An 18,518-nucleotide genomic window follows, 5' to 3' on the forward strand; every position below is an offset into this window, starting at 1 on the left:
GCTTAGCCGGTGTTTCCGGACCGGGTAAATTGCTGCTCGGTCATTACCTTTCCCCACTGCTCCCCCTGCCATTCGCGGGTTAACGTGAAGCCAAAGGATTCATACAGTTTGCGGGCCGCGTCCAGCCCTTTAAAGGTCCACAGCTGCACCGCGCTAAACTGGCGACTCTCGCAGAAAGTCATCGCCTCGCTGAGCAGACGCCTGCCGATGCCGCTTCCCCGGCAGCTGTCGTCGAGAATAAACCAGCGCAGATGCGCCTCCTGCTGGCCGAGGTCCTCGCCATCGATAGCCAGCGAGCCGACGATTTTCCCTTCGCGGATCGCCAGCCAGATCTGGTTGGCCGGGGAGGAAAGCCGGGTGGCAAATTCCGCTACGCCGCTGGCGACCTTGCCTTCAAAAAAAGCGCCAAAGTCATGATGACGGGCGTAATACTCCCCGTGCATCTGGGCAATCCGGCCGATCATCCCCGGCTGATAGCCGGTCATCAGCGAAATTTGCGGAGCCGTATCCGCGAGCGCGCTATCCCGACACTGCGCCAGCGCCCGGGCATAGGCCGCCAGTCCAGTGGCGACAGTTTGCTGCTGCGTCTCATCCAGATGGTCTAACGCCTCCACCACCTGGCGGGTACCCCAGGCGTTAATTTTCGCCACCGTATCGTGCCCCTTTGCCGTCAGGGCGAGTGATTTCGCGCGCGCATCCTCCGCGCAAGGACGCTCCTCCAGCTCACCGGCCGCCAGCAGACGAGAGACCATCCGGCTGACGCTTGATTTTTCCAGTCCCAGCAACGTGACCAGCTGCGCGGCCGTCATCTCCCCCCTCATCGATACCTCAAGCAGGGTGTGCACCGCCGAAGGTGAATAATGGGTGGCGGCCAGAGTGGTGCTCATAAAGCCCAGCTCGCGCACCATTAACCGCGAGGCGGTACGAATCTGTTGGATTAAAGGGGTGTCAGGCATGACAGCGGGTCCGAAACATGAAATGGTTGTACAATACAACCATCATCTTCATCCTGCGTCAAGATGCAATATGGTGAGATAAGCGTTGCCGTGTGACCTGTGATTTCGCCGCCACTGGGGTCGTGAGAGCGAATACCGCGGGCGCCGGACAGCGCCCGCGATGAATATTATTGCGGGTTCTTCGCTTTCCAGGCCTCCCAGGCCGATTTGATCTCCTGCTTCGCAGCGGCGGCATCATTAAAACCGGCCAGCTCAACCTTTTTACGCCCCTCTGGCAGTTCTTTATAGACCCGGAAGAAGGCCTCCAGCCGCTGCTGCTCGATTTTCGGCAGATCGGTAATGGTCTTGATGTCGTCATAGGTCGGATCAATTTTGCTGGCCGGCACGGCGATGATTTTGTCGTCTTTCTCACCGCCGTCTATCATCTTTAGGACACCGATCGGCCGCAGCTTAATCAGTGTGCCCGGCGCCATCGGCGCGCGAGTGTAAAACACCACGTCCAGCGGGTCGCCATCTCCGGCCAGCGACTGGGTCAGCGAGCCGTAGTTCGCCGGGTAAGCCACCGGCATCGACTGAAAGCGGTCGGCGATAATAAACCCCGTTTTGGCGTCGGTTTCATACTTAATAATGCCACCTGCCGGGATCTCGGTGACGGCGTAAAATTCTTCCGGGTTGTTTTCCGGCTGGGGGAATTCCAGCACGTTCTGCGCCTGCGCGGCGGCGGACAGAAACAGACCGGCAGTGAGGATGGTTTTTACCAGATGCATTGTTGTATCACTCTGTTGTTATAAGAAATTGATGCGCAAAACGATAGAGTTGGGTGATGAAGAAAACATGACCATTCAGTGACGCTATTATTACCTACCAAAATTAGAGGCATTGTCTGAATTTTGTGCTACCGCTGTAGCAAAAAACCACATCCTGTACTAAAGCGCCTTGTATTTTTCTCCATAGCGTCTAATCCTTATTGGGTACTATTGCATTAATAAAATTAAACAATCCCCTCACAAGGAGACAGGCATGAAGGCTGCTGTTGTTACCCACGACCATCAGGTTAACGTCACGGAAAAAACGCTGCGCCCGCTGGAATACGGTGAAGCGTTGTTGAAAATGGAATGCTGCGGCGTGTGTCATACGGACCTGCACGTGAAAAACGGCGATTTTGGCGATAAAACCGGCGTCATTCTCGGCCATGAAGGGATCGGGGTGGTGCAAAAAGTCGGACCGGGCGTGACCTCCCTGAAGCCAGGCGATCGCGCCAGCGTGGCGTGGTTCTTCGAAGGCTGCGGCCACTGCGATTACTGTAACAGCGGCAATGAGACGTTGTGTCGCTCGGTAAAAAACGCCGGCTATTCCGTCGACGGCGGCATGGCTGAAGAGTGCATCGTCACCGCTAACTACTCAGTTAAAGTGCCGGACGGCCTTGACTCTGCCGCCGCCAGCAGTATCACCTGCGCGGGCGTCACTACCTACAAAGCGGTCAAGGTCTCCCACATCAAACCGGGTCAGTGGATCGCTATCTACGGTCTCGGCGGGCTGGGTAACCTGGCGCTGCAGTATGCGAAGAATGTCTTTAACGCCAAAGTGATCGCTATCGACGTCAACGACGGGCAGCTGGAACTGGCGGCCTCGATGGGCGCCGATCTGACCATCAACTCCCGTAATGAAGATGCGGCGAAAGTGATTCAGGAAAAAACCGGCGGCGCGCATGCTGCCGTGGTGACCGCGGTAGCTAAGGCGGCCTTTAACTCGGCGGTGGATGCCGTTCGTGCCGGTGGCCGCGTGGTCGCGGTAGGCCTGCCGCCGGAGGCGATGAGCCTCGATATTCCACGTCTGGTGCTCGACGGCATCGAGGTGGTCGGTTCGCTGGTCGGTACTCGTCAGGATCTGGTGGAAGCCTTCCAGTTTGCCGCCGAAGGTAAAGTGGTGCCGAAAGTTACCCTGCGCCCGCTGGAAGATATCAACGCCATCTTTAAAGAGATGGAACAAGGTCAGATCCGCGGTCGTATGGTTATCGATCTGCGCAGCTAATCGCCGACGCCTCTCCCGCCCGGGAGAGGCGCTTGCCCCACGCTTCCCACTCGCGAAGTAAATCCAATTTCCGCAAATGCTTAGCGCAATTCCTTGGTTCCTTTGTTTTTAGCCGCGCCCGATGATGGCAACACAATAGATAACAAAGGAATTCACCATGCATCGTCATTTTCGCCTGCCTGCGCTGGCCGCCCTGTTTCTCTCCGGCGCCTTTTCCGTCTGGGCCGCCGACACGCCGGTTAAAGGCGGCACCTTAATTTATCTGGAGCAGCAACCGCACACCAATCTCTATCCGCCCGCCGGCGGCTTTTATCCGAATGGCGGTATTCTCAATCAGATAACCGACAAGCTCACCTGGCAGAACCCGAAAACGCTGGAGATTGAGCCGTGGATTGCCGAGAGCTGGACCAGCAATGCCGATAAAACCGAGTACACTTTCCACCTGCGCAAAGGGGTCACCTTCTCGGACGGCACGCCGCTTGACGCCGCCGCCGTGGCCAAAAACTTCGACACCTATGGTCTGGGAGATAAAGCCCATCGCCTGCCCGTCTCGGAGGTCATCAATAACTACCAGCGCAGCGAAGTGATCGACCCGCTGACGGTGAAATTTTACTTCAACAAACCGTCGCCGGGCTTCCTGCAGGGAACCGCTACCATCGGCTCCGGTCTGGTATCACTCAGCACCCTGCAGCGCAATTTTGAAGAGCTGGGCGATGCCCGGCATATTATCGGCTCCGGGCCCTTTGTGGTGCAGGATGAAAAGCCAGGCCGCGAGCTGACGCTGGTGGCACGCAAGGATTATCAGTGGGGGCCGAAAAACATTGCCCAGCAGGGGCCCGCTAACCTCGATGGCATCACCTATATTGTGACCCCGGAAGACAGTGTGCGCATCGGCGCGCTGCTGGCGGGTCAGGCGGGCTTTATTCGCCAGGTGCAGGCCTACGATGAAAAGCAGGCGACCGATCAGGGATTTAAGGTCTACGCCGCCCCTACCCGCGGGGTCAACGACAGCCTGAGCTTCCGCCCGGATAACTCGCTGGTCGCCGACCTGCGGGTGCGCCAGGCCCTGCTCCATGCCACCAACGCCAAACAGGTGGTGGAGACGCTGTTCTCCGCTAACTACCCGCAAGCGACCTCCGTACTGGCCAGCTCCGCCGCCGGCTATGTCAATCTGAGCGATAAACTGACCTTCGATCAGGCCAAAGCCCGACAGTTGCTGGACGACGCCGGCTGGAAGCCCGACGCCGACGGTATTCGCAGTAAAGACGGCCAGCGGCTGGCGCTGACGGTGTATGAATCGCTGCCGCAGCCGCAGAATAAGGAAGTGCTGCAGCTGATCGCCCAGCAGTGGCGCCAGGTGGGTGTGGCGTTGACCGTCAAAGCCGGGGATGCCGGTAGCCGTACGCTGGACAACCTCGACCCGCAGAAAACCCCGCTCACTGTCTCAGAAGTGGGCCGCGCCGACCCGGATGTGGTGAAAAGTATGTTCTTCCCCAACAATCGCGATGCGCTGCTGCAGAAAGGTGGCTCCAGCGATAAAGTGCAGCACTTCCGCGATGATAAGCTGAATGACCTGCTGACCGGCATCTCCGCGGCGGTAGAGCCGCAGCAGCGCTTGCAGTTAACCGGTGACGCCCAGCGCTATCTGATCGATAACGCCTATGTGATCCCCATTTTCGAAGAGCCGCAGGTGTTCGCCGGCGCGCCGTGGGTCAAAGGCGTCAGCTTCGAGGCCGTCGGTCGTCCGTCGTTCTACGGCGCGTGGCTGGACAAGCACTAAGAGGCCGGATATGAGCGCTTATCTTCTGCGACGGTTCGGCCAGGGACTGCTGGTCCTGTGGGCGGCATTTACCCTCACCTTTTTCCTGCTGCAGGTGCTGCCGGGAGATGCAGTGCTGATCAAGTTTCAGAACCCGGACCTCGGCCTGAGCCCGGCGCAAATCGCTGACATGCGGCTGGCCTACGGCGCCGATAGCCCGCTGTGGCGCCAGTACCTGCACACGCTGCTGGCGATGCTGCACGGCGACTTCGGCTATTCCCTGCAGGCGGGTCTGGCGGTCAGTAGTCTGATTGCCAGCAACCTGCCGGATACCTTAAGCCTCGCGCTGCCGGCCTTCCTGCTGGCTGTAGCGCTGGCGTTCGCCCTCGCCTTCGCCTCGCGTCTGCCGGGGCTGCGCTGGCTGAGCAACCTCCTGCAGTCGCTGCCGGTGCTGTTTATCTCTCTGCCTACCTTTTGGCTGGGTATCGCCCTGATCCAGCTCTTCTCGTTTCAGTTGCGCTGGATCCCGGTGATCAACCCCGGGCCACTGGAAGGGCTGATTTTACCGGTTATCGCCGTCGCGCTGCCCATTTCGGCCCCGCTGGCGCAGATCCTGATGCGCAGCATGGATCAGGTGGCGGTTCAGCCCTTCGTCGCGGTCGCCCGCGCCAAGGGAATGAGCGAGACCGGCGTCCTCTGGCACCATGTGATGGGTAATGCCCTGCTGCCGGCGCTGAATATTGCCGGGCTGCTGCTGGGCGAGCTGATTGCCGGGGCGCTGATCACTGAGACCGTCTTCGGCCGCAGCGGCCTCGGCCAGCTGACCCAGCAGGCGGTCAATAACCAGGATATCGCCGTGCTGCAGGCAGTGGTGATGATCTCCGCCCTCGGCTTCGTCCTGATAAACCTGCTTGTCGACCTGGTCATGCCGCGACTGGATCCCCGACTCCATTTACAGACCGGAGGTGCGAAATGAGCCTGGTCGATTATGCCATCGCGGTTCGCCGCCGCCCGGAATGGCGCAGGGTGCGTCTGCAGCCTGGCCTGTGGCTGGCGTGGGCGGTGATGATCACCGCGTTGTTAATGGCCCTCGCCCCGCAGTGGTTTACCGCCGCTAACCCGCTGGAAGGGATCCCCGGCGCTCAGCGCCTGGCGCCGCAAGCGCACTACTGGCTGGGTACCGACCAGCTGGGGCGCGACCTGTGGACGCGGGTGGTTTACGGCGCGGTACATTCCCTGTCGGCGGCGCTGATCGCCGTCGCCATCGGCCTGGTGGTGGGTACCGCCCTTGGTACGCTCGCCGGGGCGCTGACCGGACGCGTTGAATCCACGATCATGCGCCTGGTCGATGTCCTGCTGGCTATCCCCTCCCTGCTGCTGCAGCTCACGGTAATTATTCTGCTCGGTTTCGGTACGGTGAATGCGGCGGTGGCGGTCGGCGTGGCGGCTATCGCCAGCTTCGCACGCCTGGCGCGGGCGGAGGTCGTGCGCGTGCGCCACAGCGATTACGTCGAGGCGGCCCGGGGCAGCGGCGGCACCTTTTTCGCCGTCTTCTGGCGCCATATTCTGCCCAACTCGCTCACTGCGGTGCTTGCTTTCGCGACGCTGCAGTTCGGACAGGCGATGTTGGCCCTGGCCACCCTCAGCTTCCTCGGCTACGGCACCCCGCCGCCGATCCCGGAGTGGGGATTATTGATCGCCGAAGGTCGCAACTACCTGTCGACCGCCTGGTGGCTAACCACCTTCCCCGGCCTCGCCGTGGTCGCCGTGGTCCTTGCCGCCAATCGTCTTAGCCGCCAGTGGAGTGGAGTACGCCCATGAACGTTCTGTCCGTTGAAGATCTGCGCATCAGCTACCGCTCGCGGGGCGAATGGCGCGAAGTGGTGCATAACGTGAGTTTTTCCATCCAGCGTGGCGAAATGCTGGCCTTCGTCGGAGAATCCGGCTCGGGGAAAACCACCACCGCGCAGGCCATAATCGGTCTGCTGGCGGATAATGCCCGCCGGGATGGCGGGCGGATTGTCCTCAATGGCGAAGTGATTAGCGACTGGTCGGCAAAACGCCTTAACCGCCTGCGTGGGGTGAGCATTAGTCTGGTCCCGCAGGATCCCGGCAATTCGCTTAACCCGGTAAAAACCATTGGTCAGCAGGTGGAAGAGATCCTGCGGCTGCATCAGTCCCTCTCCGCCGCTGAGCGCCGACAGCAGGTCCTTAACCTGCTCACTAAAGTCGGGCTCAGCCACCCGGAACAGCGCCTTGACCAGTATCCGCATCAGCTGTCTGGCGGGATGAAACAGCGGGTGCTGATTGCCATCGCCATTGCCCTGCAGCCGGATCTGATTATTGCTGACGAGCCCACCAGCGCTCTCGACGTCACGGTGCAGAAGCGCATTCTCGACCTGCTTGATATCCTGCGCCGCGAGTCGGGTACCGCCGTGCTGTTTGTCACCCACGATCTGGCGCTGGCCGCTGAACGCGCCGACCGGATCATGGTGTTTCGCCAGGGAGAGATTCAGGAACAGGGCCCCACCGAGGTGATTGTCCAGCGTCCGCAACACCCTTACACCCGCCAGCTGCTCCACGACCTGCAGGATGCGCCGTTGGGGCTGACGGCGTCTCGTCACCGGCCGCTGGCAACACCGGCCATTCGCGTGGAGGGGATCAGTAAACGCTTCTCGCTGGGCAAACAGGCGCTGCAGGCGCTCGACAGCGTCAGTTTTGAGGTCAGACGCGGCACCACCCATGCGCTGGTGGGCGAATCCGGTTCCGGAAAAACCACCCTGGCGCGGATCCTGCTGGGCTTTGAGCGCGCCGATGCCGGACAGGTGACCATCGACGGTATCGACGCCGGGCATCTCAGCCGCGAGGCGCAGCGTCAGCTGCGGCGGAAAATCCAGTTTGTCTACCAGAACCCCTTCGCCTCGCTCGACCCGCGCCAGACGCTGTTTGCGATTATCGAAGAGCCGTTAAAAAACTTTGAGCGCCTCAGCGCGTCGGCACGTCGCCTGCGCGTGGAGACCGTCGCCGCGCGGGTGGCGCTGGCCCCGGAGCTGCTATCGCGTACGCCGCGGGAGCTCTCCGGCGGCCAGCGGCAGCGGGTGGCGATTGCCCGGGCGCTGATCCTCGAGCCGGCGATACTGGTCCTTGACGAAGCGACCTCGGCGCTCGACGTCACCGTTCAGGCGCAGATCCTCGCCCTGCTGCAGCAGTTACAGCAGCAGCTGGGTCTCAGCTACCTGTTCATTACCCACGATCTGGCGACGGTCAGGCGGATTGCCGACAGCGTCACGGTACTGCGCGCCGGCCAGGTGGTGGAGCATGGCGACGTTGGCCGCCTGTTCGCTACCCCGCAGCAGGCCTACACTCGCGAACTGATCGCCGCCATTCCTCAGGTTTCACCCCGCATAGCACAGGCCCACACGGAGAACGCATAATGCCTAAACGCCTCGGCTTTTTTACCCGTCTGCTCGATCAGGGCTCCGCGCAAACGCGCTACCGGCTGGCGGCCGAACAGATCCGCCACGCGGAGCGTTTGGGCTTCGACAGCGCATGGATTGCCCAGCACCATTTTCATGAACAGGAAGGCGGCCTGCCTTCGCCGCTGGTGTTTCTCGCCCACGTGGCGGCACAGACCGACCGGATCCGTCTCGGCACGGCGATTATCACTCTGCCGATGGAAAATCCGCTGCGCGTCGCCGAAGACGCGGCGGTACTGGATTTACTCACCGACGGGCGTCTGGAGGTGGGGTTTGGCTCCGGCGGCACGCCAACGTCGTTTCTGCCCTTCGGCCTGACCAGCGAGCAGCGCGGGGCGGTGTTTGCCGACCATCTGCACCTGATCCATAGTGCCTGGCGCGGCGATACCCTGAGCCACCCGGACAACCGTCTCTATCCGCCCGCGCCGCAGCTGGCGGAACGTATCTGGATCGCCACCTTCTCGGCGGAGGGCGCCATCCGTGCCGGTCAGGCGGGACACGGGCTGATGCTGTCGCGCACTCAGCCACGTCCACCCGGAGAGCCACGCCTGCCGCTGGACGCCATTCAGAACCCGATCATCGACGCCTACCTGGCGGCGCTGCCGGACGGCGTTGCACCGCGGATCCTCGCCTCGCGCACCGCCTTCGTCGCCGACAGTCACGCCCACGCCCTGCAGGTCGCCGAGCCCGGTCTGCGCAAGCAGGCGACACAGCACCGGGCGGCGGGTCATACGATAGAAGGTGACAGTGTCACCGACTATCTACAACAGCTGGATGCCCACGTTGGCGACCCAGAGCATGTTATTGCCTCCCTGGCGCAGGACAGCGTGCTGGCCCGCGCCACCGATATTTCGTTTCAGGTGCACTCGGTGGAGCCTTCGCACCGGGATACGCTGCGTTCCATTGAGCTGATCGCTCAGCATATTGCCCCCCACATCAGATAAGGAGTCACCATGACGCTGAGTCAGGATATTCTGGCCGAACTGGCGGAGATTGCCCCCGGTTCCCCGCTCGACCAGGCGCGCGCCGTACGCGATGCCGCCACCCGTCACGCCCAGGGAAGTTATGAAGTGCTGTTCAGCCAGCAGGACGCTGACTTTCCTCTTGATGAACGCTTCGCGGTGGCCGCGAAGGTGGCGAAACTGCACCAGGCGGACGCGCTGGCGGCGCACTATGCCGGTTTCGGGCTCGCCGATCCAACCACCGATCGTCTGGTCCCGGCGCTGGCCTTTGCCCGCCTGCTCACCTTCACCCCCGTCGAAGCCACCCCCGGCGCGCTGCACACCTTAACCGGCGCGGGCTGGAGCCTGCGGGGCATCGTCACTCTGGCGCAACTGGTGGCCTTTGTCAGCTTCCAGAGCCGACTGCTGCTGGGCCTGCGGGCGCTGAACCATAAGCCCATTGTCAGCGCCGATACGCCGCTGGTCGCCGGATACTGGCATACCACACCCCACACCCAGAGCGGCAAAGCGGCCCCGGTTCGCTTCACCCGCGACGAGCTGCACTGGGAACCCTGGCTGGCCGATAAACCGCTGGCGGAATTCAACGCTGAAGAACAGGCGATTCTGGCCAAATATGGCCATAGCGACTCCCCCTACTTTCGCCTGCTGGCGCGCAACCAGCCGGTGCTGGAGCAGCGGACGCTGACCGATAAAGGCATTTTCTATACCCCCGGAGGATTGCCGCGCGCCGAACGCGAACTGGCGGCCACGGTGACCAGCAAAATCAACGGCTGTATTTACTGCGCCTCGGTGCATGCCCGCAAAGCGGCGCAGCTGGCAAAGGACGAGACCGCCGTCGACACGCTGCTGGCGGTGACGCCGGGGGAGAATTTGAGTGACGGCCAGTCGCCGCGCTGGCAGGCGGAAATCGACGCCGCCGCTGCGCTGTCGGTGACGCCGCCCGGGCTGAATGCCCGCCATCTGGCGGCGCTTGATGAGCAGGGTTTAGATACCCTGGCCCAGCTGGATCTGCTGCAGTCGGCGGCCTTTTTCGCCTGGGCCAACCGGCTGATGCTGACCCTTGGCGAACCCTGGCGTGAGTAAGCGTCGTTAGCAAGCTTGTCGGCGCTGATGGCAGCCATAGATGAGCAAGGCGCTCATCGCCAGAAACGACAGCGTGGCGGCAGGAAGCGCCACGCTGTTCCAGCCAAAGCCCTGGGCAATCATCATCCCGCCGCAGAAGGCGCCGATGGCGCTGCCGAGGTTGAAGGCAATCTGCCCTCCTGCCGCCCCCAGCATCTCGCCGCCTTTGGCGTTCTGCAGCAGCAGGATCTGCAGCGGTGCCGACAGAGCGAACAGTCCCGCGCAGCAGATAAACGCCAGGGTCAGCGAAGCGACTTTATGTTCACCGAAGGCAAAGATCAGCAGCAGCGTCACGGCAATGACCCCGTCGGTCATGGCCGCAATACGCAGCGGGCTGAAGCGTCCGGAAATTTTGCCGCTGAACAGATTACCGACCACCATTCCCAGCCCCGCCAGCATCATAATCAGCATCATCCTGCTTTCGGCAAAGCCGGAGACATTGAGCATAAAGGGCTTAATATAGCTGAACCAGGCAAACACGCCGGCGTTGCCAAACATGGTGGCGGCAAAAATCAGCCACGGCGCCGGGGAGGCCAGAAAACGGAACTGCTCGCGCAGCCGGGTGCTGGTGCGATCATAGAGGGTGGGCACCCAGCAGAAAATAGTCATCAACACGGCGACGTTAAACACCGCGATAAGGGCAAAGGTATAGCGCCAGCTGAAGTGATGCCCAAGCCAGGTGCCGCCGGGGACCCCCACCAGGTTAGCCACCGTCATCCCGCCGATCATCCCCGCCACCGCGGCGGTCACCTTCCCCGGCGGCGCGATTTTCGACAGGATTATCGCCCCGACGCCAAAGAACGCCCCGTGGGGAAAACCGGAAACCAGGCGGCCAAGCGCCAGCATGGCGTAGCTACTGGAGAGGGTAAACAGGGTATTGCCGAGAATACACAGGGCAGCGAGAAACAGCATCACCGATTTCAACGAAAACCGGCTGGAGAGCAGCGCCATGATCGGCGCGCCGATCACCACGCCGAAGGCATACCAGGCAATCATATTGCCGGCGGCAGGGATCGAAATCCCGACATCGTGCGCCATATCCGGTAGCACGCCCATAATGCCAAATTCCGCCATGCCGAGTCCGAAGGTGCCCAGCGCCAGTGAAAAAATCGTTTTTTTCATACATCTTATAGGGGTATTGAGAGACGGCCGGCATTATTGACTATCCCGCCCCGACACACCAGCTAAAAACGCCCGACGGCAGCTTCCTCCATACAACGGCCTGATTCGTTCATGCTCGCCGCCCGCGCGGCAGGCCGTCATCGAGCCAGCGACTGCGTGGCTTAGCAATGACCCTCCCCTATTAAAATCAGTGGGCTCAAAGCGATAAACGCCCAATTGATCTCAACTTAACTTGAGGTTGTAAAGTCTCCCCATCATTCACCTCTGGAGAATAATCGATGCAAACTATTGATGTCGGTTTTACCCATGTCGCCTTTACCGTCCGCTGTCTGGCCAGCAGTATTGATTTTTACACTCGCTATACCGCGATGACTGTCATTCACCAGCGCGAGCCCGGCTTGCCCTCAGCGCGTAAGGTGGCGTGGCTCAGCGATCGCACCCGGCCCTTCGCTCTGGTGCTGGTGCAGAGTGACGATCCGGCCGACACGCCGCTGGGCCCGTTCGGCCATCTCGGCGTCGCCTGCGCCACCCAGGCGGAGATCGATGAGAAGGTCGCTCAGGCGCGTCGGGAAGGCGTTTTGCGGCGGGAACCGGAACAGCTGGGCGATCCGGTGGGATACTTCGCCTTCTTTGCCGACCCGGACGGTAACACCCTGGAGCTGTCATGGGGGCAGCGGGTGGGGCTGGAAGTCATTGCGGCGGGGAACGCCAGCTAGCCCGTCCCCTGCGCGAATATTTTCCACCGCCTCGCCGGCGAAGGATTACACTTCAAAGGGATACCTCGGCAACACGGAGCATGGCGATGGGTAATAAGAAAAACGGTAATCCGGTCGACGCGGCGGTGAAGACCGCTCCGCTCGACAATAAAGCGTATGAGAAGGCGTTGCGCAAACTCCATGTTGAGCTGGTGAAACTGCAGCGCTGGGTGGTGCATAAAGGGCTGAAGGTGTGCATCGTCTTTGAAGGCCGGGACGGCGCCGGCAAAGGCGGCACCATTAAGGCGATCACCGAGCGCGTCAGCCCGCGTATCTTCCGGGTCGTCGCCTTGCCCTCACCCACCGAGCGTGAGAAAAGCCAGCTCTATTTTCAGCGCTATATCAAGCACCTTCCGGCGGCTGGCGAGATTGTGATTTTCGATCGCAGCTGGTACAACCGCGCCGGCGTCGAACGGGTGATGGGCTTTTGCACGCCGGAGGAGGTGCAGAAGTTTCTCGACGGCGCGCCGATGGTGGAGCGCGGCATGGTCGAATCGGGCATTATTCTGCTCAAGTACTGGCTGGAGGTCTCTCCACAGGAGCAGGAGCGCCGCCTGCGGGATCGTATCGATGACGGCCGTAAAATCTGGAAGCTCTCGCCGATGGACATTAAGTCTTTCAACCGCTGGGATGAATATACCGCCGCCCGCGACGCCATGTTCGCCGCCACCGATACCGCCTGGGCGCCGTGGTTCGTCGCCCGCTCGGAGGATAAAAAGCGCGTACGTCTGAATATCATCACCCATCTACTGTCGCAGATCCCCTATGAAGCTTTACCGGTGGAGCATGTGACGCTGCCGAAGCGCAAAATTGGCAAAATGAAACAGACCAATTTCCCCTTCCGCTTTATTCCGGAGAAGTTCTGATTATTCCCCGCCGCGCTGGTTAATACCAGCGCCGGGTTTATTACAATGACCATGAGTATTTCATGCGATTACTTTCCTCTGGAAGCGGTCTCGCAAAATAAATATTAAAGTTGCTGCTGGGATTTATTTTTTAGTGAGTAAAGTGAATAATCACAGAACCAACCGCAAGGAGCCTATGATGAAAAGTAATACGCTACGTAAAAGACCCACTGACGTACCCGTCCAGAAGGCGTCAGCACAGCCAGGTAAGGATTTACGAGAAGCAGATAAACAGCGACAGCACAAGGAATTCATTGCCGCAATGAATGAATTTATTGCAAAAGGAGGCACTCTTACTGATGATGAATTTTTCAGGGTACTATGATGCTTGAACAATTCAATGTTTATCGAAATTGTTCTGCTCAGACAAATAAAACCCTGCCGTATTATATGATCGTGCAGAATGATTATTATGCAGACCTGGCCACGAGAGTCATTATTCCTTTAATGCGACCACAACAGTTACCACGCTGGCATCAGCATGTCGTACCAAGGATAAATATAGAATTTGACAGCTTTTTACTTTGTACGCCAATGATAAGTAACTTAAATAATAAACGGATCCAGCCACAGGATTTCGTCTGCAATCTGAGTCATGCGCGCCAGGGCGTTATCGATTCAATCGATACACTTATCACGAACTGCTGACTGTCGGGAACCCGCTCCGACATCTCCGGAGCGGGTTTTGCGCCGTGAAGGCTTACTTCATCCCTTCGCGACTCTCTTTGATCGCTTCCAGGCGTTCGACATCGCGATACCAGCGCGGGTGATGTTTCTTCGCCCAACGGCGGCTGACCTTACCTTCAATCATGCCTTTAATCGACCCTTTCACCCAGAATGCCATGTACATATGGATGAGGATCGCGTGGATCAGGATAATCGCCGACGTCGCATGAATCAGCAGGCTATAGCGAATCACCTGAATCGGGAAATATGCCGCGAAATACGGCCGCCAGATAATCACCCCGGTCACCAACAGCACGAAAATCATGCTCATAATGGTCCAGAACATCATCTTCTGCCCGGCGTTATATTTACCGACGCGCGCGACCTTATGTTCGTTGCCTTTCAGCACCTCCACGATGCCTTTCAGCCAGGGGATATCCTGTTTATCAGGGATATTGTGGTGGACAAAACGCACAAACATAAACATCAGCGCGACAAAAATCAGCACCCCAAAGAACGGGTGCAGGATACGCCCCATCTGCGGCGTGCCGAAGGTTTCCGTTAGCCACTGCAGCGTCGGGAAGAAAAACGATATTCCCGACAGTGCCACGAGGAAGAAACAGATAACCACCGTCCAGTGACAGGCGCGATCGATAAACGTCGTGCGCACAATCATCTTCGATTTACTCATCATGTTCCTCCTCGTCGTCAATTTCCTTGTTCGGCCCGATACCGATGTAGTGGTAGATAAGCCCGGCGAAGGTAGCGATAAAGCCCGCCGCCGCCAGCGGTTTCAGCGCCCCCTTCCACAGATTGATACTGGTATCGATCTGCGGTTCCTTCGGCAGTTTGTGATACAGCTCCGGCTGGTCGGCATGATGCAGGACGTACATCACGTGGGTGCCGCCGACGCCCTGCGGGTTGTAAATCCCGGCGTTGGCATAACCGCGTTTTTTCAGCTTATCCACCCGCTCCTCGGCCATCTCCAGCATCTCTTTTTTCGTGCCGAAGTGGATCGCGCCGGTCGGACAGGTTTTCACGCAGGCCGGCTCCTGGCCGACGCTGACCCGATCCACGCACAGGGTGCATTTATAGACCCGGTTATCCTCTTTATTGAGGCGCGGAATATTAAACGGACACCCGGCAATGCAGTAGCCGCAACCAATGCAGTTTTCCTGCTGGAAATCGACGATGCCGTTGGCGTACTGAATAATCGCCCCGGCGGACGGGCAGGCTTTCAGGCAACCCGGCTCCTCGCAGTGCATACAGCCATCCTTGCGGATAAGCCACTCCAGCTTGCCGTTCTGTTCGGTCTCGCTAAAGCGCATTACCGTCCAGGATTTAGCGCTGAGATCCGCCGGATTGTCGTACACGCCGACGCAGTGCCCCACTTCATCGCGAATGTCATTCCACTCGGAACAGGCCACCTGGCAGGCTTTACAGCCCACGCAGGAAGAGACATCGATTAGCTTGGCGACTTCCGCCTTATAGTCCCGCGCGCGCGGCGCGGGCGTGATCGGGTTGGTCGCGGAGCGTTTAATAATGTCTTGTGTTTCCATCGCCATTGAATCGCTCCTTACGCTTTCTCGATGTTGACCAGAAACGCCTTATACTCCGGCGTTTGCGAGTTGGAATCGCCGACGTTAGGCGTCAGGGTGTTGGCGATATAGCCTTTGCGGGCCACACCTTCAAAGCCCCAGTGCAGCGGGATCCCGACGGTTTCGACCTGCTGGCCGTTGACGTTCAGCGTGCGCAGGCGCCGGGTCACCACGGCAACCGCGCGAATAAACCCGCGCTTGCTGCTGACTTTCACCCAATCGCCGTTGGCGATACCTTTGCTTTTCGCCAGCCCTTCACTGATTTCGACAAACTGTTCTGGCTGCGCGATGGAATTAAGCAGCGCATGCTTGGTCCAGGTGTGGAAATGCTCGGTCAGACGATAGGTGGTGCCGACATACGGGAACTTATCCTTCTTACCCAGGCGGATGGCGTCCTCTTCATACAGACGCACCACCGGGCTGGAGACCACATTCGGGTGCAGCGGGTTGGTGCCCAGCGGGGTTTCCATCGGCTCGTAGTGCTCCGGGAACGGCCCTTCCGCCAGTTTATCCAGCGCGAACAGGCGACCCAGTCCCTCCTGCTGCATGATAAACGGCCCGGTGTTGCTCCCCGGCGGCGCAGTATTGAAGTCCGGAATATCATTTCCGACCCACTTGCTGCCGTTCCACTGGATCAGCATCCGCTTCGCATCCCACGGCTTGCCGTTAATATCAGCCGAAGCGCGGTTATACAGCACCCGACGATTGAGCGGCCACGCCCAGGCCCATCCCAGCGTATTGCCCAGGCCCGAAGGATCGGCGTTATCACGATTCGCCATCTGGTTACCCTGCTCGGTCCAGCTGCCGGTATAGATCCAGCACGACGACGCGGTGCTGCCGTCATCGCGCAGCAGCGCGAAGCTATTGAGCAGTTGGCCTTTTTTCGCCAGCAGAGCGCCATTTTGATCGTAGAGATCCGCCAGCGCGTAGCCGTTGTTCTCTTTTGCCACTTCTGCCGATTCCGGATGGTCTGGCTGCTTATAGCGCCAGCTCATTTTCAGCAGCGGTTCCGCGCCCTTCCCGCCTTCGCGACGGTACAGCTCGCGCAGACGATGATAGATCCCAGCCAGGATTTCGCCATCGTTGCGCGCTTCACCTGGGGCATCCTGACCTTTCCAGTGCCACTGCAGCCAGCGACCGGAGTTGGCGATCGAACCATCCTCTTCGGCAAAGCAGGTCGACGGCAGGCGGAAGACTTCGGTCTGAATCGCCGACGGGTCGACATCATTAGACTCGCCGTGGTTCTGCCAGAAGGTCGAGGTTTCGGTCACCAGCGGATCGATAACCACCAGATACCTCAGCTTGCTGAGGCTACGCACCACTTTGTTTTTGTCCGGGAAGGACGCTACCGGGTTGAAGCCCTGACAGATATAGCCAGTGACGTTGCCGTTATCCATCATATTGAAGTACTTGATAACGTCGTAAGCCTGATCCCATTTCGGCAACCAGTTGAAGCCCCAGTCATTCTCTTTCTGCGCCGCCTCGCCGTATAACGATTTCATCAGGCTGACGAAGAATTTCGGGTAGTTGCTCCAGTAGTTCACCTGGTCGGGCAACGTCGCTTTCGGCGTGTTGGCGCTAAGATAACTTTGCAGATCGCTCTGTTTATCGGATGGCAGCGTCAAATAACCCGGCAGACTGGTCGAAAGCAGTCCCAAATCGGTCAGCCCCTGAATATTAGAGTGGCCGCGCAGCGCGTTGACGCCGCCGCCGGCCATGCCCATGTTGCCGAGCAGCAACTGGATCATCGCCATGGTGCGGATGTTCTGCGCGCCGACGGTGTGCTGCGTCCAGCCCAGGGCATACAGGAAGGTGGTGGTGCGTTCCGCGGCGCTGGTTGACGCCAGCACCTCACACACTTTAAGGAAGTCCGCTTTCGGCGTACCGCAGATATTCTCCACCACTTCCGGCGTGTAGCGGGAAACGTGCTGCTTCAGCAGATTCCACACGCAGCGCGGGTGGGTGAGCGTTTCATCGCGTTTGGCGTAGCCGTTTTCATCGAACTGGTAATTCCAGGACGATTTATCGTACTGGCGTTTTTCCGCATCGTAGCCGCTGAACAGGCCCTCTTCGAAGGCAAAATCATCCCGTACCAGCAGGCTGGCATTGGTGTAATGCTTCACGTACTCGGCATTGATCTTATTATTTTCGATCAGGTACAGCAGCACGCCCGACAGGAAGGTAATGTCGGTACCGGAACGAATCGGCGCATAGATATCGGCCACCGACGCGGTACGCGTAAAGCGCGGGTCGACGACGATAAGCGTGGCATCGTTATTGTTTTTCGCTTCCATCGCCCAGCGGAATCCCACCGGATGCGCTTCGGCGGCGTTGCCGCCCATCACCACCACGACGTTAGCGTTTTTGATATCAACCCAGTGGTTGGTCATCGCACCGCGACCAAATGTTGGAGCAAGACTTGCTACCGTTGGTCCATGTCAGACGCGTGCCTGGTTGTCTACCGCCAGCATGCCGAGCGAACGCACAAATTTTTGCGTCAGCATGCCAGTCTCATTGCTTGCCGCCGAGGCGCACAGCATGCCGGTGGAAAGCCAGCGGTTAACCGTCACGCCCTGCTCGTTCTTTTCAATAAAGTTGGCGTCGCGGTCGGCTTTCATCAGTCTGGCGATGCGGTTAAAAGCTTCATCCCAGGAGATGCGCTGCCATTTATCCGAGCCCGGGGCGCGGTATTGCGGATAACGCAGGCGGTTTTCACTGTGGACATAGTCCAGCAGGCCTGCGCCTTTCGGGCACAGCGCGCCGCGGCTCACCGGATGGTCCGGGTCCCCTTCAATATGGTAAATCGCTTCTTTGGCGTTTTTCGCGCCGTCGCCGAGGCTATACATTAATAGCCCACAGCCCACGGAGCAGTAAGTGCAGGTGTTGCGGATCTCTTTCGCACGCAGCAATTTGAAATTGCGTGCCTGAGCCAGCGCCATTTTAGGGGCAAAGCCCAGGGCGGCGGCTGTGGTTCCGGCCATACCGCCTGCGCAGATCTTAAAGAACTTTCTGCGGCTGACGTCCATTGCATTCCTCCATGCAGGATGTTGATTCATCGCGCGGAGGAAACTAACAGCAATACCTTTGTTTTATTTGCGTCAAATCAAGGTCGAAAACGCTCGCCCCCTTAATAGTCAGCGGCGGCGAGTTTGACTAATACCAAAGA

Annotated in this window: 17 protein-coding genes; 11 read left to right on the forward strand and 6 right to left on the reverse strand. The window is 59.4% G+C overall.

Translation table 11 applies throughout. The features are described 5' to 3' along the window. Positions 1 to 2 precede the first annotated feature (2 nt). Both CWM54_RS29475 and CWM54_RS06085 read right to left on the reverse strand, forming a co-directional pair. Positions 3 to 956 (reverse strand): helix-turn-helix domain-containing GNAT family N-acetyltransferase, encoded by a 954-nt coding sequence (locus CWM54_RS29475; RefSeq protein ID WP_100696422.1) that lies wholly within the window; start codon positions 954 to 956, stop codon positions 3 to 5. Between the two features lie 167 nt (positions 957 to 1,123). After that, complete coding sequence (locus CWM54_RS06085; RefSeq protein WP_012968118.1) at positions 1,124 to 1,723, reverse strand: inorganic diphosphatase; 600 nt, start codon at positions 1,721 to 1,723, stop codon at positions 1,124 to 1,126. Positions 1,724 to 1,976: 253 nt separating this feature from the next. Between CWM54_RS06085 and adhP the strand changes: the two genes are divergently transcribed. The 7 genes from adhP (at position 1,977) to CWM54_RS06120 (ending at position 10,267) form a co-directional block, all read left to right on the forward strand. Beyond that, positions 1,977 to 2,987 (forward strand): alcohol dehydrogenase AdhP, encoded by a 1,011-nt coding sequence (adhP, locus tag CWM54_RS06090; RefSeq protein WP_060875756.1) that lies wholly within the window; start codon positions 1,977 to 1,979, stop codon positions 2,985 to 2,987. A gap of 157 nt (positions 2,988 to 3,144) precedes the next feature. Next, the gene (locus CWM54_RS06095) at positions 3,145 to 4,767 is read left to right on the forward strand and encodes a TIGR04028 family ABC transporter substrate-binding protein (protein ID WP_100696424.1); all 1,623 of its coding nucleotides are present in this window, start codon (positions 3,145 to 3,147) and stop codon (positions 4,765 to 4,767) included. Between the two features lie 10 nt (positions 4,768 to 4,777). Beyond that, entirely contained in the window at positions 4,778 to 5,722 is a 945-nt protein-coding gene (locus CWM54_RS06100; protein WP_008804745.1) for an ABC transporter permease, read from the forward strand. After that, positions 5,719 to 6,567, forward strand: a complete 849-nt coding sequence (locus tag CWM54_RS06105; protein WP_100680333.1) for an ABC transporter permease — start codon at positions 5,719 to 5,721, stop codon at positions 6,565 to 6,567. Before CWM54_RS06100 ends, CWM54_RS06105 begins: the two co-directional genes overlap by 4 nt. Continuing rightward, complete coding sequence (locus CWM54_RS06110; protein WP_100680334.1) at positions 6,564 to 8,180, forward strand: dipeptide ABC transporter ATP-binding protein; 1,617 nt, start codon at positions 6,564 to 6,566, stop codon at positions 8,178 to 8,180. Before CWM54_RS06105 ends, CWM54_RS06110 begins: the two co-directional genes overlap by 4 nt. Next, positions 8,180 to 9,166, forward strand: a complete 987-nt coding sequence (locus tag CWM54_RS06115) for a putative FMN-dependent luciferase-like monooxygenase (protein ID WP_004891666.1) — start codon at positions 8,180 to 8,182, stop codon at positions 9,164 to 9,166. The genes CWM54_RS06110 and CWM54_RS06115 overlap by 1 nt, the downstream gene beginning before the upstream one ends. Positions 9,167 to 9,175: 9 nt before the next feature. Beyond that, positions 9,176 to 10,267: an alkylhydroperoxidase domain protein gene (locus tag CWM54_RS06120; protein ID WP_100696426.1), complete on the forward strand. Its 1,092-nt coding sequence runs from the start codon at positions 9,176 to 9,178 to the stop codon at positions 10,265 to 10,267. A 6-nt stretch (positions 10,268 to 10,273) separates the two neighbouring features. Here the strand turns inward: CWM54_RS06120 and araJ are convergent, their stop codons facing one another. Continuing rightward, the gene (araJ, locus tag CWM54_RS06125) at positions 10,274 to 11,428 is read right to left on the reverse strand and encodes an MFS transporter AraJ (RefSeq protein ID WP_032730466.1); all 1,155 of its coding nucleotides are present in this window, start codon (positions 11,426 to 11,428) and stop codon (positions 10,274 to 10,276) included. Between the two features lie 278 nt (positions 11,429 to 11,706). Between araJ and CWM54_RS06130 the strand changes: the two genes are divergently transcribed. The 4 genes from CWM54_RS06130 to CWM54_RS06145 all read left to right on the forward strand — a co-directional run bounded on the left by CWM54_RS06130 (position 11,707) and on the right by CWM54_RS06145 (position 13,736). After that, complete coding sequence (locus CWM54_RS06130) at positions 11,707 to 12,144, forward strand: VOC family protein (RefSeq protein WP_100696428.1); 438 nt, start codon at positions 11,707 to 11,709, stop codon at positions 12,142 to 12,144. An 86-nt stretch (positions 12,145 to 12,230) separates the two neighbouring features. Beyond that, complete coding sequence (gene ppk2 / locus CWM54_RS06135) at positions 12,231 to 13,049, forward strand: polyphosphate kinase 2 (RefSeq protein WP_012541603.1); 819 nt, start codon at positions 12,231 to 12,233, stop codon at positions 13,047 to 13,049. A 178-nt stretch (positions 13,050 to 13,227) separates the two neighbouring features. Beyond that, a complete protein-coding gene (locus CWM54_RS06140) occupies positions 13,228 to 13,413 on the forward strand; it encodes a hypothetical protein (RefSeq protein ID WP_025711567.1) in 186 nt (61 codons plus the stop codon). After that, positions 13,410 to 13,736 (forward strand): CcdB family protein, encoded by a 327-nt coding sequence (locus tag CWM54_RS06145; RefSeq protein ID WP_004202676.1) that lies wholly within the window; start codon positions 13,410 to 13,412, stop codon positions 13,734 to 13,736. Before CWM54_RS06140 ends, CWM54_RS06145 begins: the two co-directional genes overlap by 4 nt. Before the next feature lie 52 nt (positions 13,737 to 13,788). On the opposite strand, the gene fdnI is transcribed toward CWM54_RS06145, so the two are convergent. Genes fdnI through fdnG form a run of 3 tightly spaced genes read right to left on the reverse strand, consistent with a single transcriptional unit; the run spans position 13,789 to position 18,378 of the window. Then, positions 13,789 to 14,445: a formate dehydrogenase-N subunit gamma gene (gene fdnI / locus CWM54_RS06150; RefSeq protein WP_048330292.1), complete on the reverse strand. Its 657-nt coding sequence runs from the start codon at positions 14,443 to 14,445 to the stop codon at positions 13,789 to 13,791. Next, positions 14,438 to 15,319, reverse strand: coding sequence for a formate dehydrogenase subunit beta (fdxH, locus tag CWM54_RS06155; RefSeq protein WP_100696430.1), 882 nt, complete (start codon positions 15,317 to 15,319; stop codon positions 14,438 to 14,440). The genes fdnI and fdxH overlap by 8 nt, the downstream gene beginning before the upstream one ends. Before the next feature lie 11 nt (positions 15,320 to 15,330). Continuing rightward, complete coding sequence (fdnG, locus tag CWM54_RS06160) at positions 15,331 to 18,378, reverse strand: formate dehydrogenase-N subunit alpha (protein ID WP_100696432.1); 3,048 nt, start codon at positions 18,376 to 18,378, stop codon at positions 15,331 to 15,333. Positions 18,379 to 18,518: the final 140 nt, after the last annotated feature.

Source organism: Klebsiella sp. D-Nf1 (genome assembly GCF_002810515.1).
GTDB lineage: Bacteria > Pseudomonadota > Gammaproteobacteria > Enterobacterales > Enterobacteriaceae > Klebsiella > Klebsiella variicola.